Origin of the sequence: Paracoccus sp. Ld10, assembly GCF_045064235.1 — a bacterium.
GTDB lineage: Bacteria > Pseudomonadota > Alphaproteobacteria > Rhodobacterales > Rhodobacteraceae > Paracoccus.
In genome coordinates this window covers 1-17788 of sequence record NZ_JBISHD010000020.1, presented here as the reverse complement: position 1 = coordinate 17788, position 17788 = coordinate 1, and the positions used below count along the sequence as shown (strand labels likewise).

Annotated in this window: 16 protein-coding genes; 6 read left to right on the top strand and 10 right to left on the bottom strand. The window is 51.9% G+C overall.

Annotated features, from left to right (window positions below; genetic code table 11):
* The first annotated feature begins 114 nt into the window (after positions 1–114).
* Positions 115–396: a hypothetical protein gene (locus ACJJVR_RS05160; RefSeq protein ID WP_405402767.1), complete on the top strand. Its 282-nt coding sequence runs from the start codon at positions 115–117 to the stop codon at positions 394–396.
* The gene (locus tag ACJJVR_RS05155) at positions 393–932 is read left to right on the top strand and encodes a recombinase family protein (protein ID WP_405402766.1); all 540 of its coding nucleotides are present in this window, start codon (positions 393–395) and stop codon (positions 930–932) included. Before ACJJVR_RS05160 ends, ACJJVR_RS05155 begins: the two co-directional genes overlap by 4 nt.
* A gap of 12 nt (positions 933–944) precedes the next feature.
* Here ACJJVR_RS05155 and ACJJVR_RS05150 read toward each other — a convergent pair whose 3' ends face one another.
* The 8 genes from ACJJVR_RS05150 to ACJJVR_RS05115 all read right to left on the bottom strand — a co-directional run bounded on the left by ACJJVR_RS05150 (position 945) and on the right by ACJJVR_RS05115 (position 10292).
* Positions 945–2195, bottom strand: coding sequence for an LlaJI family restriction endonuclease (locus ACJJVR_RS05150; protein ID WP_405402764.1), 1251 nt, complete (start codon positions 2193–2195; stop codon positions 945–947).
* Complete coding sequence (locus tag ACJJVR_RS05145; protein WP_405402762.1) at positions 2188–3714, bottom strand: AAA family ATPase; 1527 nt, start codon at positions 3712–3714, stop codon at positions 2188–2190. The genes ACJJVR_RS05150 and ACJJVR_RS05145 overlap by 8 nt, the downstream gene beginning before the upstream one ends.
* 80 nt (positions 3715–3794) lie before the next feature.
* Positions 3795–5222, bottom strand: coding sequence for a hypothetical protein (locus tag ACJJVR_RS05140; RefSeq protein ID WP_405402760.1), 1428 nt, complete (start codon positions 5220–5222; stop codon positions 3795–3797).
* A gap of 29 nt (positions 5223–5251) precedes the next feature.
* Entirely contained in the window at positions 5252–6286 is a 1035-nt protein-coding gene (locus ACJJVR_RS05135) for a DNA cytosine methyltransferase (RefSeq protein WP_405402759.1), read from the bottom strand.
* 3 nt (positions 6287–6289) lie between these two features.
* The gene (locus ACJJVR_RS05130; RefSeq protein WP_405402757.1) at positions 6290–6595 is read right to left on the bottom strand and encodes a chromosome partitioning protein ParB; all 306 of its coding nucleotides are present in this window, start codon (positions 6593–6595) and stop codon (positions 6290–6292) included.
* Positions 6579–7232, bottom strand: coding sequence for a ParA family protein (locus ACJJVR_RS05125; RefSeq protein WP_405402768.1), 654 nt, complete (start codon positions 7230–7232; stop codon positions 6579–6581). The genes ACJJVR_RS05130 and ACJJVR_RS05125 overlap by 17 nt, the downstream gene beginning before the upstream one ends.
* A gap of 154 nt (positions 7233–7386) precedes the next feature.
* Complete coding sequence (locus ACJJVR_RS05120) at positions 7387–8424, bottom strand: replication initiator protein A (RefSeq protein ID WP_405402756.1); 1038 nt, start codon at positions 8422–8424, stop codon at positions 7387–7389.
* A gap of 374 nt (positions 8425–8798) precedes the next feature.
* Positions 8799–10292, bottom strand: a complete 1494-nt coding sequence (locus ACJJVR_RS05115; RefSeq protein WP_405402754.1) for a type IV secretion system DNA-binding domain-containing protein — start codon at positions 10290–10292, stop codon at positions 8799–8801.
* A gap of 201 nt (positions 10293–10493) precedes the next feature.
* Between ACJJVR_RS05115 and ACJJVR_RS05110 the strand changes: the two genes are divergently transcribed.
* From ACJJVR_RS05110 to ACJJVR_RS05100, 3 genes are all read left to right on the top strand, one after another.
* The gene (locus ACJJVR_RS05110) at positions 10494–10850 is read left to right on the top strand and encodes a plasmid mobilization protein (protein WP_405402752.1); all 357 of its coding nucleotides are present in this window, start codon (positions 10494–10496) and stop codon (positions 10848–10850) included.
* On the top strand, positions 10847–12376 hold the full coding sequence (locus ACJJVR_RS05105; RefSeq protein ID WP_405402750.1) for a relaxase/mobilization nuclease domain-containing protein: 1530 nt from the start codon (positions 10847–10849) through the stop codon (positions 12374–12376). Before ACJJVR_RS05110 ends, ACJJVR_RS05105 begins: the two co-directional genes overlap by 4 nt.
* A gap of 103 nt (positions 12377–12479) precedes the next feature.
* Positions 12480–12920, top strand: a complete 441-nt coding sequence (locus ACJJVR_RS05100) for a hypothetical protein (RefSeq protein ID WP_405402748.1) — start codon at positions 12480–12482, stop codon at positions 12918–12920.
* A gap of 302 nt (positions 12921–13222) precedes the next feature.
* Here the strand turns inward: ACJJVR_RS05100 and ACJJVR_RS05095 are convergent, their stop codons facing one another.
* Both ACJJVR_RS05095 and ACJJVR_RS05090 read right to left on the bottom strand, forming a co-directional pair.
* Positions 13223–14179 carry a hypothetical protein gene (locus ACJJVR_RS05095; protein WP_405402746.1) on the bottom strand — a complete coding sequence of 319 codons (957 nt, stop codon included), beginning with the start codon at positions 14177–14179 and terminating at the stop codon, positions 13223–13225.
* Between the two features lie 142 nt (positions 14180–14321).
* Positions 14322–14888 (bottom strand): T4SS efffector SepA family protein, encoded by a 567-nt coding sequence (locus tag ACJJVR_RS05090; protein WP_405402744.1) that lies wholly within the window; start codon positions 14886–14888, stop codon positions 14322–14324.
* Between the two features lie 324 nt (positions 14889–15212).
* Between ACJJVR_RS05090 and ACJJVR_RS05085 the strand changes: the two genes are divergently transcribed.
* Positions 15213–17788: AAA family ATPase (locus ACJJVR_RS05085; RefSeq protein WP_405402743.1), on the top strand; the 2576-nt coding region annotated here is incomplete at its 3' end.

The following is a 17788-nucleotide window of genomic DNA, read 5'->3' as shown; positions in this document are numbered from 1 at the left end:
CCACAGCATGGGCAACTGGCTTCAAGACCTGCTGCGACATCACTGATGCGCACGATCCATCTCGTGGTAGGAACGCAGCACCACCACCTCCCGCTGACCTGCTTGAACATGTGAATGAGCTTAAAATCTGGGACGAAAGCTTACGGCTCAGACAGAAGGCAATCGCTTAGGCTCCAGCTTCAATGCTACGACTGCATTCGCTGCAGCAAGCATGAACGGCGAAATGGGCTCGAAGCTGATTTGCGCCGCACAGGTCATGAATGGCAGCTACCGGACAAAAACGGTCGTTTTTGTCCACTTTTCCCTGCCTTACTTGAAATCAAGCGGTTAGCGATGACAAAAACCCCCGGCAAAACCTTTGCAGTTTTGGCAGGTTTTTGTCACATTGAGGCATGATCATTGGATATGCTCGCGTTAGCACTGACGGCCAAAGCTTGGATTCACAGACTGACGCTCTTTTGGCAGCTGGAGCAGAGAAGGTATTTGCGGACAAGATCAGCGGATCAAAGCGCATGAGACCAGAACTGGGAACGATGCTGGAGCAACTCCGCGACGGCGATGTTGTGACCGTCACAAAGTATGACCGCCTCGCTCGATCCTTGAAAGACCTTCTGGAGATTGTCGAAGCAGTCCGCGAGCGCGGTGCGGGCTTCCGATCCTTGGCTGAGGACATCGACACGACGACGCCAGCTGGCCGCCTCGTCTTCCATGTGTTTGCTTCTATTGCACAGTTCGAACGCGAGCGGATTTCCGAAAGAACCATGGAGGGCCTGGCTTCAGCCAGAAAGCGTGGACGGATCGGTGGAAGACCCCCTGCTTTGTCAGTCGCTCAAAAGGAAGAAGTGCGAAGGATGAGGGACGAGGAGCACCGGGCTATCCTCGAGATCGCACGGTTGTTCAAAGTCAGTCAGCGGACTGTACGACGAGCGTAGATGTGCTCAAGGCTAAGGGATTTCGACCTGGATTTTCCTTTTTCCGAGATACGCTTCCATGACCGCGACAACGTTTAAATAGATGCAATTTATGCTCGGGAAGCCGCCAACTTCTATCTGATCCGGCCCAACAACAGCGACTTGTGAGAATGGGCCTTCACCGTCGTTCTGGGCGGGAAAGACAAAGCTTCCTGTTCGCACTTCATCAGCTGTTACGGAGTTTAAGGCAAGGTGATAGAAAAGTTGCTTCACAATGTCGGGCCAGCCGGGCGAGTTTGGAACAGTCGTCGCGTCGTAGTACTTAGCGTCTAGCACTTTAAGCGCTGCGCCATCTCGTACTACAATATCTGTCTGCATTCCTCGTTCCTGCACTTGCAGCCGTCCGGAAGCTATATGTCTATAGGCAGGTTTCGGAAGCCGTGAGTTCCATCCGCTTTCTGCTCCTGGAATGACTTCTCGGAGCATTCGCTCCCAAACCCAATGAAAGTCATCCATACCATACAAGGTGACGCCATCATTTTGGTGAGCGTTCTCATCTAAATATGCGATCAGTGAATATACTAACCTAATCGCCCTTTGTGCGAACAAGTTCGGCAGCAGAGTTTGCAGTTTTTGAGACCAGAGAAAACGAGGAAAACTGGGCGATGCATAGGCCTTAAGTTCGGCTTCACGGCCACGCAGGCCTTCCAGCCACCAGCCATGATGTTCAACAATTTCTAGAAGCACTCCGACTTGGATTTGTGCTAAGATGCTGTCGTGTGCGTTCAGCGTTCGACTTGTTCGAATGTTGGGGTAGACGATGTTGCCGTTAGTTGAAACCATAGCAAGTTCGCGCGCAGCGGTGCGCGGCCAGTTTGGCTTGCCGGAATTCTTTGTCTGGTAGCGCACTCTTTCCGCGAAAACCCCATACCTTCGAAAGTCATCGGCCAAGTCTTGGACTGTTGAGATCAACCCCACATTTCCCTCTTCTGCGGAGGAGGTGCCTTGTCGATCTCGGGTGTCCTGACCGTACTTTGCCAGCACTCTCATCGTAGTTCTGGCTATGCGCTGGTTCTCTAGCTTTGAACCCTTGAGCGCGTTGCGCGGTACAAAAACATAGCTGTCTGAGGAACTGGTACATGCTAGCCCGCAAAAATGAACCGCTCCATCTTGAAGAGTTTTCCCTTGGCCTTGCAAGCGCAGTTCTACGACAAGTTTTTGGTAGCGTTCTTCTAGAAGCTGAACAAGAATCCGATCTTGAAGTACGCGAGGCTCATCATGCATCGCTTGCAACTTCCTGAAACGCTGCTTCGAGGGCGGTTAGGAAACCCTCTGCGAAGACCGGCTCGTTTGAAGATATGCGGTGAGACAACGCTCCATATGTTTTCACAGTTCCAGTGTTGAAAATAATGTCCCGCCCATGGTGTCGAAGAAGATCATCCCAGAGATAGATAAGTATTTTTCCGGGCACTAAATCGCTTGAAGCAAGTTCAACATCAGACACAAACCACGGTCCGAGTAAGCGATCTTCGGCGATTGACAGATGCTCAGTCAGATAGTCGTTCAAGATGGGGGCGAAGTCAGCCCATGAGATAGATACCCTGCTTCTATCAGTCCTGACGACATTGAAATTTCCATGAGGCGAATTCGCATAGTCAATGTTGATGTACTCTTGTTTCCAGCGACGACGAAAAGCCGTGTCCAGTGGAAAAACACCCTGGTCTGCGCTGTTCATGGTGGCAACTAGCCAGAGATTGGCGGGCAACCTAAGCTTCCTAATTTCGTGACCGCAATTTGTACTTAACCAAGTCTTGAATTCATCTGTTGGAAAGTCAGCATCGTATCGACCAAGACCTGTAGGGTCGCGATCCAACAAAAGGAAAAGATCACCAAAAACTGCGGCGGCAGGAGCGCGGTTGAGTTCTTCAATAACAAGGAACACCTCCTCATTTGGCCGAAGGATAGCTTCTTTGACGGCATGCGCAAAAGGCCCAGGTGAGAACTCGTATGTTACGTTTCCGTCGCGAGTGACGGGTTTTAGCGCTCCTACAAAGTCACCGTTCTGAAGATCTGGGTGGAAGACTGTTCGGGTAAACTGCTTATTAACAATTAGTTCATTGACGGTATGGGTCTTGCCTGTCCCTGGCGCACCGTAGAAAATCAAATTTTCAGCGCCGGTTACTCCTTCCGGATCAGCTGCATCCTCTTCGCGTTCCATAACGCCTGGCGGAAGATGGAGGGTATCCATGTTTGCTATGTAGTAGTGGATAAATTCCGGCTGGAAGCAACATGCGTACCTGTTGTTTCTGCGGTCCAGATATCGGCCAAATCCGATTTTATACGCATTGGAAATTGCATGTACATCAGTGTAGCAAGTGTTTGGATTGGCATGGCCTAAATAGGCAGAAGAGTCCCACGCACAGATAACTGGCTCATTATTGGCTCCGTTATAGACCCCTAAGAGCAAGCACCGATGGTTGCCATTTCTTCCCAGCTGAAAATGCGCTGCATGCTCGTCGTAGTCTCTGGTTAATTGGATGCCCTTCTCGTCTACGCCCCGGTTTCGCCAACTTAGATTTCGGAATGGATAAATCTCTAGTGTCAGCACTTCACCTGCTTTGCTAACTTCAGCAGTGAACCTAACAAAGTTAGATCGTGGGGGAGGATCATGCCTTGTCAGATTCAACGCCCAGCCGAGCGAACTCAACGATCGATTTAAGATATCTTCCCACTGATCGGCTGTTGCATGGTCAGGTTCCGGTCCATCGTATAGTTCCCCATTTGTGCGAGACTGCGTAGCCATGAAAATTTCCGTTGCTTGAGTACCTTATCACGGACACTAGCCGCACTGATCTGATGTGACCACATAATTTTCTTTTAGGATCATGCTCCTATCAAAGATGGTACCGCATTTGTCAGGTCGAATGATCTAGTCATTTGACCCGAGTTGAGTTTTCCCTTCTGGAAGCGCTGACGCGCTTGCCATGCTTTGCGTAGAGCAGATGCATTGTATTCACACTCGCGAACAAGCGTGTGGTGCAAGGGAAAATTAAAGATATTGCCCTTCGTCAGATGAAACCCGTCCCCTAGGGACAGCCAATATGAGAGGAAGAGATCTGAACTCAAAATACCTAGCCCTAAGAGGAAGTCTTCTTCACTTTTGAAGCCCAAGGCGTGAACGCCATTTGCTGGACCTTCTCGAAGGCTAATGTAGTTCCGCGCGACACCTGCAACGAACAACTCGTGTCTGCCGCTTTTCGCTAAGATTGTTCCTAGGCGTGGGCTATCAGCCGCCAAGTTTAAATAGTCCAGAATCGCCTGACTATCTGGTCTAGGAATCTGCTTGTCAAAGGCATAACCAGATACGTCAAAATATTCAGGAGATCTCCCAAGCAACGTTGCTCGATCCTTTTTGCTCCATCTTAGCAGGCGCGTTGCAAGCACCCTTCTCGGTCCCTCTGGTAGTATTGTTAGGATAGTACACCTTTGGCTGTTTGCCTTATTAGTGTTTGTATGACTTGGCTTGCCGGACTTGAATAAAGTATCCGGGATGTTGTCGAAGTTTGACAGGCAAACGGTACCGCCCACCTTTAAGATCGCTGTCCTTAGAGCATTATAATCCCTGCTAAATGCTATGGATAGTGGCAGGATGAAATGCACGCCGCCCACCCCCTCAATATGCTGCAAAGCTTTCTCAAGAAAATCAGCATAGAGGTTCTTCCAGGGCGACAGTTCTTTTTTATTTCCTACAAAGGGAGGGTTGCCAAAGAAAAAATAGGGTTTCGTTCCGTTATCTAATCGCAATTCTAGGAAGTTATTCCTAACAAGATGGACTCTGTCAAAAACAACATTCCAATTTTTAGCCAAACTTTCGATCTGTTCCTCTACGAAAGACAGTGCGTTTGCGTTTATATCAACAATCGAGAGTTCGAGTTCTGCTAATTGGTCAGGGGTTAAGCCAAGGGCAACAAACCTCTTCATCAACGCGAATATCAAGGCTCCTGCTCCAGCAGCAGGTTCAACAAAATGATGCTTTCTTAAGAAGGAAAGCGCATCTCTGTTGGTGAATATTTCTTTTTGAACAAAGAGTTCTCTCCAAAAAAAATCTGCTACATCCGTGGGGGTATAGTACGACCCAAGCTTCTTTCTTTCATGCTCAGATTTGCACAAAGAAACATACGACAGCTGCCTCTCCGCCTCCTCCGCACACTGCTGTACAGCATCAATCTGCGCGGTCCAAGTAAAGCCAAGAGTTCGTAACCCTTCACTTGGGTCAAAACCATCGTTCTGGCCATAGTTTATATCTTTCATAATAAACCCTCTCCCCTCGTCCAACCGCACTAGGGCAAGTGTTTTATCAAATGGGTGACCATCTCTCGGCCGAGCAAGCATGGAACCGCGTTTCCTATCTGTTTTTGAATCGACCTGCGCGTACCGTAGAACCGATAATCTTTAGGAAAAGTTTGAATGGCTGCGATCTCAGGAACTCGCAGTCTGCGACTGCTCCAATGGAAGGGACCGACCCAAGGACCCGGCTGAGCAGCAATGGTAATCGAAGGTTCATCAGGGTGCAGTTTGTACAGGAAATTCCAGAAACGTCCGCCTGGCCGGAATGTCCGGCCCCCATAACCGTCTACGTCACGCAGCCCAATGTAGTTTCTGCCCGAAGGCACATGGAGTAGTTCTTGATAGTAAGTTCCACCGCTTGCATCCTCTTGTGGCTCGGAAAACTCTGGCCCCGCATAAGGTGCAATGAACTCTCCAACCCCTACGTAGGGAGTGTGGCCATTCATCTTTTCTGGCTTTTTGGGGTCCGCGTACGTCCCCTCAGGATATGGTATTGGTGCTCCTGCCCGTTTTACTCCAAAGACGAAAACGCGCTTTCTTTTCTGCGGGACGCCGAAGTCAGCGGAGTTAGTCTTAAAAACGGTACAGGTATACCCATGCGCTTCGGCTTCCTTAACAAAGGCCTCGAATGTGCTCTTGTTCGTTGGATGGAGGATGCTCTCAACGTTTTCAAAAAGGAATCCTGACGGCTGCATCTCTGTCAGTGCGCGTACAAACTGACCTAGCATATTCCTCGGATCGTGTTCGATGAGACGATTATCGTTCTTAACCCAGTACCCATTTTTTGAGAACGGTTGGCAAGGTGGCCCACCAATCAGAATGCTTGGCTCAGAACTAGACCAAACCCGGAAGTCAACTTCTTGGATATCCTTCTCAAGCACCTCGGCACCGAGTAGATCATTATTTATTCTGAGTGTCTGCGCTGCATCGGCATCATTCTCTATGCAGGCCACTATATCGACACCTGCTTGGTGGGCACCAACATCAAGACCACCTGCGCCGGAGAAAATACTTACACACTTCACCATAGTTTAGTTCTCTTCTTTTTTGTTTTTTTGGAGAACATTGGCTTGATACATGTTCCACATCTCTTCGACTAACTGGCCTTGAGTAATGCCCAAACGTTCAGCTTCTGTTGCAATCGCTTCACCTATCTCAGGGAAGACTTTGGGATGGAGCTGATGCGTTCGAGGGCTTGGTTTTCGGCCTGGTTTCTTGCGCGGAGTTCGATCCAAGAACCCTCTTGCTTCCCCAACTGCATCTATGCGCTGCACGTCTTCGACGGTCGTGTCTTTCGGGCGGGCCTTCAGCCCAGCAAGCCTATTTGATTCGTTCATAGACAGCCTCCGTGAAGCGTCTGGCGTTCTCGATTGCTTTGTCGATCTTCCCGCCCGTTACCATTTCCGGATCATGCAGCATCTTGGTGAGGTCACCTCCATACGCGAAGATTTCCGAGAACGCTGCTCTAGCAACGAGAGAGGGCTCAATCAAATCGATCCCTGCCCCGCGCAGTTGTACTTCCAGTTCCTTCTGAACACGGCTCTTCACGGCTGCGCTGGTTTTCGTCAGAACGACAGCGTGACGAATTCTACGGCCAAGCGCCTCTTCCTCTTCCCGGACCAGCGCCAAGGCCTCCGACCCAATTTCGGCATCCAGGGCCGTGGGTTGCATCGGAACGATGACTAGGTCTGCCTGTGAAATCGCCCGGCTAACCATCTGTGACGCCACCCCTTCAAGATCGACCACCACGATCTTGCCGTCACCATCAGACGCCCGGATTGTCGGAACGATCTCGGACCGCCCAATTTCATTGTGCAATGTCACGCCCTTCGGGAGGCCGTGGGAGGCCCAACGGGTAAGAGACTTATTAGGATCGCAGTCCAGAACGGTTACATCCGCCCCCATCCTAGCGAACTCAGATGCAAGGATGACTGCACATGTAGACTTTCCGACTCCCCCTTTGGGGCTGGCCATAACGATGACAGGCACTGCTCACACCCTAGAAAAATTTCTGTTACCAGATTTATATCTGTTACCGGATTTATTTTCAACACCGGAATTATTTCCGCAACCAGAAATAAATTAATTACCGGATATGAACCAGAACTCGTTTTTACGCCGGCACCCGTCAGCTGGGCCGACCTCGCTTTTCAAACCACTTCCGACAAAAGCCCGTGAAAGCTGCGTCAGCATCACGAGGCGGTTCCACAATCCAGCCACGCCACTCGCCCTCAAGATAGCGGACATCCCATCCAGGGGCCGCTTCGCGCGCTCGTTCGTAAGTTTCAGCTTTCAACGCAGGCACGCGACCCTCAAGGAGCGGGGCAGGGGTCATGGTGCCGCGGTTGGTGAAAACAACCATGTCTCCGGCCTCTTCGAAGGCCACATGGTAGTCTGGAAGGTGATCGTGCTGGACCAATAAGCGGATCATCTGACGGAAGCGCTTTTCCGGACTTTGTGAGCCAGTCTTCAGCAATAGCTTAGAAAGGGTGATGCGCCAGGACCGCTGCTGACCGCAGTGTTTCCGGGCAATTTCGTAAACCCGCCGCTCGATAGGCTTGCGCAATCGAAAATAATCACGGTGTAAGGTCAACACCTCTTCATTTCTGATCGCGTTGAAAACCCAGTCCGACAGCTTTATCTCGCACCAGAGAAGACGACCATCGAGGCCGTGTTTCCGGCGAATCGAAGATGCGTCGATCAAACCAAAGCCATCAATCTGCTCTTCGTCGCCGCTGATGATATTGGTCCTGATACGTGTTCCCTCAAGGCGATCCATCGCATCGAGAAGTGATTGATACTCACGCCCACTGGTGCCTCTATTTGTAAAAATCAGCAGTTCGCGTGAGTTAATCCGGACCCGAGGGGACACCTGTTCTCCCAGCTTCAGCTTCGCCATGATCTGACTGATACAATAGATCAGGATGTCCTTGTCATAGATGGTAGCTAAGCCTTTGACACTGGGTGTAATTTCAAGCCAGCGATCGCCATTCTTATACCGCTTAACCGTAGTCTCAGGCTTCTTCGAGAGGGAGTAAAATGGGTGCTCCATGTGCTGCATCACATCTTTGAGCACAGCATCTGCAACATCGCAGATGAACAGGTCATGCTGCGGATGGCGATCCGGCAGAAGGGGGGTCAGAGGGTTCGTGTTATCAGTTACCATGCCTAGATGTTCGTGTTTTCAGTTACCAGTGTCAAGATTCGTGTTTTCAGTTACCAGTGTCAAGATTCGTGTTTTCAGTTACCGAAATCAGGATTTCAGTTACCAATGTTCGTGTTATCAGTTACCATGCGTTCAGCCAATGCACTGTTTTAAAATAAAAAAAAGAACTAAAGTTTAAGCGTAACACAGAATCTAACACATATTTAACACTACACTCTGTGGATAACTGTAGATTCCATCCGATCTACAGGTGGTCACTAGGTTACCAAACGACCGCTCATTCGTCGCAAGAACCAGTATGTGGTGACCAATACTGGCCACAAGCCGGAGTGCATAAAGCTATTATCACATCAAGCCAAACAGCAAGAACGATCCTAAGACAGCCCATAAACTGGAATCGGCGTTCGGTAAGTAGTTTCATCGCCAGAAAAGATAACAAAGGCATTGAGAGGGGCTAAATTTGAAAGTTCTGAAGGCAGGACAAGACGCTCAACTTTTTCTTCCATGGAAAGGGATACGCCCTTCCCTCCAGCTGAGGCAGACTCTGATGCTTTGAATATCCTGAACCGCGCGTCACCTATTAATTTTGATTGTCGGTCCGCTGTTGTCGGATCAGTTGCCCTGAGAATGACTTTGTTGACCATGTTGTTTGTGATCGTTTTGGCACCTGCGGAGGTATAGAACTTTTCAATCTGCTCATAATTTTGGATGCCACAGACGACTCTGAAGCCAGTTTTCCGTAGAAGGGTAACCGCAGTCTGAAGCCCAGAAATTTCACCAAGGCCGCTCAGTTCGTCGATTATAACCCAAACGCGGTTTTCACGGTTCTCGCCAAGATCAACTGCCGTTGTGATAATCTGATCGAGCCAGCAACTGATAAGGTTTTTGGATTCTTCCAGGGATCTACGGGTGTAAGGAATGAAAATCGATGGCCGGTCACCACCTTGCTCCACCCAATCACGCAAAGAAAAATCACCAGGACGAAGATACTCCCAGAATTTTAGCGTCGAGAAAAATGTCATGCGCACGTTGTTCAGTGCTTTGTCATTGACGCCAAGTGAAGCGGCAGCAGTGCCTTTGACAAATGGTGCAAGATCCTCAGCCGAGGCCTGCGTGAGCAAGTGGAAAAATTCTGTATGATCGAACGGCTCACCTGCCTCATCCGTGATGCGGGCATACCCCCGTCCAACAGCAGCAAACAGCGCTTTAGCCATCTGGTGCCATTGTGCTGCCTCACCATGCCCATCGCCGATGAACGACTGCGCTAGCGCCGACCAGTCGGCTGGAGCTTTAACCTCGTTCTGTGGAAGCCAGCCGGGCGAGGCTTCATCAAATGCACTAAGAACGATGTCACCCGATTTTCCGAATGCTTTGTGCAGGTCGTAGTTGTCATCAACGACAACGACCGTGTCGCCCCGCGCCCGGATGAATTCCATCATGCCCTTGAGAACTTGTGTCTTGCCCATCCCCGTTGCGCCTTCGATCAGCGTGTGAACGGGCTCTGCTGCAAGTGGCATTCTGGCAAACCCGATTGGCAAGAGCGGCTCACCGGATGTCATCGGTTCTTCAAGCCGCAAGACCTTCGCGCCGTCGATACGTTGCCGATCATATCCATGATGACCGCGCACGCGGAACAGAACCATCAGAACCGCTGTGAGCAGAAGCCCGAGAATTCCGATGCCAATTGAGGCAGCTGCGATACCGGGCATGTTGCCGCCAAATGCCGAAAAAATGGCACCAACTGCGTAGCCGAAACCGAGCAGAGCAAGCGAAGGGTAAAGTACAAATTTGACTACGCACCGACGCATCTCGACGGCTTTTTCTTCCAGAGCCTTAATGTCCCGGGCGGCTTCACCTTCTTCGATCATCCCGTCACCCCTTCAACTTGACCGATGCCTATGATTGAAAGTATAGGTACAAATTAAGTGGAGTAACAAGCAGTGTTTTTGTTGCACAAAAACGCTTGCCTGCTGCGCAGGTATAGCCGCCGATAGCGGCTGAAATCCGGCCAGAACTCCAATATCCGGAGTTTCCGTTCTGGCCGGATTTCACGGCGTGAGGGTTGATACATGGCGATCAAGAAGACTGGACGTCCAGAGAAGGCCCCTGAGGATACGCGGCAAGAGCGCATAGCTTTCCGCGTGACGCTGGACGAGCGGTTGCGGATCGAGACCGCAGCAGCAGCGGCAGGAGCGAGCGTAAGCGACTATGTCCGCGCGGTATCTCTGACGAGCAAACCTCCGCGCCCGCGCCGCACGCGTGACAGCGTCAACGCGCCTGCCATATCTGAACTGAACCGCGTTGGCGTGAACCTTTGGCAAATCACGAAGCACCTGAATTTTGGCGGCAGTATTCCCCCTGATTTGCACGAGGCCATTGAAGAGGTTCGCGCTGCCGTAGCGAAGCTGGCAGGGGGTGACGATTGATCCCGAACCTTTCCAAGCCGGGTTTCAGCTTTAAAGGGGCTTACGACTACCACGCCCATGACAAGGGAACTCGCGAGACAGACGACCGTGTCGAGTGGTCTGCGACACGCAATCTGATGACGGATGACCCAAAGACCGCTGAGCGCATCATGATAGCTACGGCCCAGGACGGTGACCGTTTGAAGCAAGAGGCCAGGGTCAAGAACACAGGTCGCAAGAGCAATGCTCATGTGCAGACTCTTTCCCTTTCGTGGCATCCCGATGAGCGCGTGAACCGTGCTGAAATAGAGCAGGCAGCTGATGACGTCATCAAGCGGCTGGGAATTGGCGACCATCAAGTTGCTATGTTTTCGCACACCGACACCAAGCATCAGCATATTCATCTGATCATCAATCGGGTGAACCCCCGTGATGGTCGCATGGCGACGTTTTCCAACGCCAAGCGTGAACTGGACCGCTGGGCAAAGGATTATGAGCGTTCACGTGGGAAAATCGTCTCGCCAAACCGGGAAGCCAAGTATCAGCGAAAAGAGGCGATGAAGGACCGCTACACGCTGGAAGAGCGACGGGCTTACATGGAGAAGAAGGCGCAGAACCGCGCAGTAGCCGCAGAGAAGCGTCAGAAAGCAGTCGAGAGCACCCGCACCCTACCCGAGGCCATGAAAGCCAGTGACGCCGCTACAAGCCGCCCTCCGCTTCCCGCAGAGGTGCTGCGCGAACTGTCTGAAGCCCAGAAGGTGCGACACGCACAGGAATGGGCAGAGCTGGGTAAGAACTACAAGGCAGGGAAGGACAAGATTACCGCCGAATGGCGCGAGAAATTCCGCGCCGCACGAAGTGATTATGATGCTCAGAGCAAAGGCAAGTGGAGGCAGTTTGGTCGCCAACAATGGAAGCTTGAAAAGCAGAGAGATAGGCTGGATCAGACTTTCAAAGGACGTTTGGCATTATCCATCACAGCGGCACGTGAGCAGCAGCAACGAGCGTTGAAGCAGGGCAAAGAGAGCGCCGGACTTGCGAAGCTGACATGGGCAAATCTGCGAGATCCAGAGTTACGCAATTCTACGTTTGCCCCTGCAAAAGAGCAGGACAGGAAGATATTCAAGCGCTGGTATGATGCTCCGTTGCAACCGAAAATTGACCGCTTGAACGAGTTCCGCAGCCAAAGCTACCGAGAACACCACAGCCGGTTTCAAAAGGATCGACAGGACCTGATGGCCCGTCAGAACGTCGAACGTCAGCAGATCAAAGACGCATGGCGGAGTATCCCGCGAGAGGGCCGTTCCAAAGAAATATGGAATGAGCAAAGCAAAGGGCCCTTGGCGATGTTCAGGGCAAATCGGAACGCGGAAGAAAATCGTATGGCTGACAGAGGACAATCATCAACCCAGTCACAGCATAAACAGCAGGATCGTTCTGTTGCTAGTGATCCTAGACAGGCTGCCGCACGAGGGGCCTTGGAAAAGATGCGAGAAAATAAGGACCAAGAGATAAAGCCTGACCGCAAACAGGACCGGGATAGATAAAATGCCAGTTTACCGTTCTACAGGGCGAATAGCTCTGTATCGATTTTACGATAAAGATTCTGTCCTACTATACGCAGGGGTCTCTTTGAATATTCCAGCGAGAATGGCTCAGCACGCCAAGGCAGAGTGGTTCCACTCAATCACGAATGTTGCCGTGACATGGTTTGAAACTGGCCCAACCGCGCTTGCGGCGGAACGGAGAGCAATATGTGAAGAAAGACCGCGCTTCAATAAACGGTCCAAGCGACCATCGATCATCAAGATAAGAACATTTGAAAAATGGATGAATCAGCATGATCTTACGAGTATCTGGGCCACAATCTTTGATTGGAGGGAAGATCCAGAACGATATCTTGTAGGGTGGGTGGATTTAACGGACAATGATATAGCTAGCATCAACTCGATGAAGCTTTATGAAGTCCAAAGATACCTCAACTGGCTAAATGAAAAAGGTATTATATCTGGATACCTTAAAAATGCTGAGTTGGGGTTCATGCTGGATGAGCCGGAATTTGACCCCCGGGAAGAGGTTGTTACTCAGTAGAAATAGGTTTGTCAGACAGTTGGCTTTGAAAGAGCAACGGCGGACCTGCCTGCCTTGACAGTTCACTAGGCGACTCTGACCCAAGCCTGCGGCCAGTCAGCTGCACACACCGCGCTTCGATCTGGGCCAGCATCAGCCCCAGTTCTTCCGCCGGGGCGCAGTTGAGCGCCACCGCATCCATCTCCAGTAGCGCTTGTCTGACGCTGGCCCGTTCATCCGGCGCGGGCGCATCGCCCAGTAGGATTTCTCTGAGGCGTTCCGGGGAAATCTCGCCATAGCTGCAAGAGCCATGTCATTGTCATCTATTCGCCCCGCACGATAGCGATTAGTCTTCTGAACTCGGTGTCCTTGGTGGCGCTCTTCCAAAAATTGATGAAGCGCGCCACGATCTGCAGATTTCCAATTTCATAATGACCATGGCTGTCAATGCGGTCCAAAGAAGGTTGTAACTGGTTGTCTGAACCTTCGAACTGCAAGGTGAGACCAGTGATTGCGCAACGATTGCCAGTTTCATCCAGCAACTCGTTTAGATGTAGCATGAGTGCTTCTTTTGAAAGTCTGAGGTCTTTATTCTTGACGATGCGCTCAACGATCTGGCCGTACGACTGGCTCGCGGTTTGCTCGGCTTGGTTTGCCATGCTCCAGACTGCCTTGAATCTAGCGTCCTTGATTTCACCATTGTTCTGGCGCTCTAGTTTACTAACCCACCAAAGAGCATCCAGGGTCCACAGATCAACACCGAGATCTCTGGCCAAGTCGATCAGTGTCGTGTTGACGATCTCATATTTTTTTCCAGGTGATGAACCGCTCGGGAAAATAGGCCAAATCCCGCGATCCCGCATTTCCGGTTCACTGGTGCCATTCCAAACGCCATAGCGATCAGGGTATGCAAGCAGCAACACAGGTGAGAGCGTAGCGGTGCCGACACCATGAACCATCGACAAAGCCGTGTTGAATCTTTCCGAAAGTGGCGCAGCTTCATCGACAAGAATGGATATAGCGGCACGCAGGTTGCCCATGTCATTTGCTGCTGGGCGACCGAGGCGTTCCAGTCCCGACCAATGGTGATTATGCTTAACGCTCAGGAAATCGAAATAATCTTGCTGCGTGAGGCTAGACGGATCGCGGAAAAGCGGCCCGAAGCGGTTCATCACCTCGTCGCGTCTAGCGACGGAGTGATGAATGTCGGGAAGACTAAGTGCTTTTTTCAGATCAAATGTCATGGCCAAAATCGTACATAGACGCATGTTCAGTGCCAAGCGCCATCACGGCTTCAAGTTTGCCAATAGCGCAGTATCAAAACTCTCTGGTCAGAAATGGTTGGTTCCGCTCCCTACAGAAACGCCTGGGTTTGTACTGTGGTGCTGCGGGCATCTTGCCTACCACGCCCCGACTGCACATTTAGGAATTTCCCGATCGAAGGATGCCTACCTTACCGGGGTGCTGAGCTTTGGGGTTCTGTCGCCAAGCGAATTCGACGTTGACCGGAAGCCGCCATTTCTTCGCAAGTCGATCAACTTCCTTCCAAGCGTCCGACGCCGACTGTCCCTGCACCGAGATCCCCAAGTCGGGGAAATACCTGTAGCCATCATCGTCGTAGCTGGCAGCCTTAGCCGGAACGCCCAGTTCGCGGACCAGCTTTTCACCTTCGAACCCCTTAGCTTTAACCTGCGCTATCATCAAATGTAGGATTGACGCCCAGTTTGGGTTCTGGATCGGCTTGCCATTGATCGTCGCCTTCATTGGTTTGGTGAAGGTGAGGCTGGGTGCAGCATCGAATAATAGAGCGCCACCTGTTGATGCTACGGTGGCACCCTCCGCTTCATCATCGCGTTCGATCCCAAGTTGCTCCATCGCCTCCTTTACAATGTGGTCGATGGTCTCGCTCGGAGACTTGGTCCCGAACCAGGTCTTGAGCGTGCTGATGTCTGCGAAGGTTGCATCGTTGATTCTGACTACGGGCATCATGGGGTTCTCCTATCAATGACTATATGAAATATGTAACATATATTCAGGGGCAGTGCAATAAATATGTTACATATTTTATATGATTGGCGAAGGCATTGATCTGGTGCCTGCTGTGAAGAGCCTGGAACGCGCCACCTTGCTGTACTATCACCATTGCTGCGGACCGAAATCACTTGCCAGCAGTTCGTCGATCACGGACATTTAGCAGGGTGTGTGGCCAAAGTTCGGAACAACTACGTTTGCTTTCGATAACTTGAGGCATATTGCTTGGGTCGGTGGCGGCGCGTGGGGAAGGCAGAATTGGCTCTGGCAAGGGGCAATTCCATGACGGCAACTCAGTCGAAGTCAGTGTTCGATACTATTCTTGATTGGTCCACAGGTAGACCTCTTTGGCAGCAGGATGCTCTTCGCCGCATCATTGGCATGGGGAAACTGACCGCAGAAGATAAGGCAGATCTGGTGCAGCTGTGCCTCAAAGGTCGAGGCGCCGAGGGAGTGGTTATTGAAGCCCTACCGCTCGCTGCTAAACACATTCCAAGTGTGGCGACAGCCGGAACCGCCATCTCGCTCACGTCCATTTCAAACGTGACAGGTGTCAATCGCCTGTCCGGCGACCAAACGCTTTCGTTTGGCCCCACTGGCATAACTGTAATCTATGGCGACAATGGCGTGGGAAAGTCGGGTTATGCCCGCATCCTTAAACGTGCCTGTCGTGCTCGCTTCGTTGGTGAACTGCTGCCGAATGCCTTCGACACCGCTTCACAGGTGACAGCATCTGCGACGATATCCTATTCCGCCGGGTCTATACCGGCTTCTCCAATATTCTGGATCAACAATGACGGGTCTCACCCAATTTTATCATCTGTGAGCGTATTCGATCGCGAATGCGCAACGATCCATGTGCGCGGCGAGAATGAAGTTGCTTTTCGCCCCTTTGGCCTCGACATTCCGGATGAACTGGCTGCGACCTGTCAAGCGGTCAGCGAAGCGCTTACGGTAGAACAGACAAGACTCAAGAGTGCGCAGGACCTCGTTTTCGCACAGCCGACATGGAGCGCCACATCGCCGGTTGGACAAATCTTAGGTGCGTTGCGGGCGACCACTAAGCTCGATGCCCTTGAGAGACTCGCAGTGCTCTCGGAAGTGGATGAGGACCGGCTTGGCCGTCTAAACGAGGATTTGGCGCGAGATCCCCTAAAGGCGGCGGCCGAGCAAAGGGCTCTTGCTACTTCTATCCGACGCTTAGCAGACGCCTTGGATCCCGTCCTGGCGCGGACAGCCGACGAGCCGCTAGCGCATTTGCTGGCGCTATCGGAAGACGCACGTAACAAGCGTGCCACAGCCAACCTTGCTGCAGATGCAGCTTTTGGCACCAATGCTGTCAAAGGGATAGGCGAAGCAACGTGGCGCGCACTTTGGGAGGCCGCACGTAGGTACTCGGTAGAGGTTGCCTATCCCGAACTCCCGTTCCCGCCGGCTGCGGGAGAAGCGCAATGCGTCCTATGTCATCAACCTTTATCAGAAAGCGCCGCCTCGCGAATGAGCGGCTTTGACAATTTCATTAAAGCTGACACCGAAAAACTTGCCGAAGAGGCCGAGCGTGACTTTAAGGATGCGCTCCGTGAATTAGAGAACAACCCTGTTCGCATATCTTCCTTTCCCCTACACCGCCAAGTCAGGCTGCGCGCCCCGACGGTCGGTGCGGCCGTTCTTCGCAGCTTAGCCGCCGCTCGGCTTCGGAGGCGCATTTGCCTCGACTCGCTCGGCAGCGCCGATATTGTGCACATGCCCGATGCCGCGCCGAACCCGACTACAATGTTACGGCAACTTGCTGCCGACACGTTACGCTACGCCGATGAACTGACGGCGGCAGCTGATCCTGAGGGTCGGCAGCGCTTGGAAAAAGAGCGCGATGGACTGCGTGATCGTAAGGCGCTCGAGATCCTGTTCCCTAAAGCGAAGGCGGAGATCACACGCTTGGTCCAGCTTGACCGGGTAACGAAATGTCTGACCGAAACCTCGACTCGCGCCATTACCGCCCTCGGCAATACCATTGCTGATCAAGTCATCACCCCACGCATACGCGACCGCTTTCAAGAAGAAATCCAGAAGCTCGCTGCGAGCAGAGTGCGTGTGGATATCGTTCGCTCAGGCGGCAAATATGGATCACCCCATTATCAGGTGCGACTATTCGCCAATGACAAGGCAAAGGTTCACTCGGTACTTAGCGAGGGTGAACAAACCTGCGTCGCTTTAGCGGTATTCCTAGCTGAGTTGGCGACGGCCGGGCACTCCTCTTGCTTGGTTTTCGACGATCCGGTCTCCTCCCTCGATCATCGTTGGCGCAGGAAGGTCGCCGAGCGCTTGGTCGATGAAGCGGGCACGCGGCAAATCGTTGTATTCACCCATGATCTAGTATTTCTCAACGACTTGCAGACGCTAGCGCGAAAAGCTGACACTCCAATAAAGGAGGTGTCTCTAACTCAGACAGGCACCGGCACCGGCATCGTTCATGAGGGTCTCCCCTGGGTCGGACAGAAGGTGCCTGAGCGCTTGGACAAACTTGAGAAGGAGGCGCGCGCAGCCGCGAAGTTATATGAGGCGCAGGATGACGAAGGCTATGCCACAGCTGTCGCCAATTTTTATAGCCGACTTCGTAGTACTTGGGAGCGAGCCCTTGAGGATCGGGCATTCTGTGATGTCGTCAACCGCCACCGCGATTACATCAATGCAAGAAACCTTGCTAAGGTTACGGTGCTCACAGAGGCAGATACCACAGCATGGGCAACTGGCTTCAAGACCTGCTGCGACATCACTGATGCGCACGATCCATCTCGTGGTAGGAACGCAGCACCACCACCTCCCGCTGACCTGCTTGAACATGTGAATGAGCTTAAAAT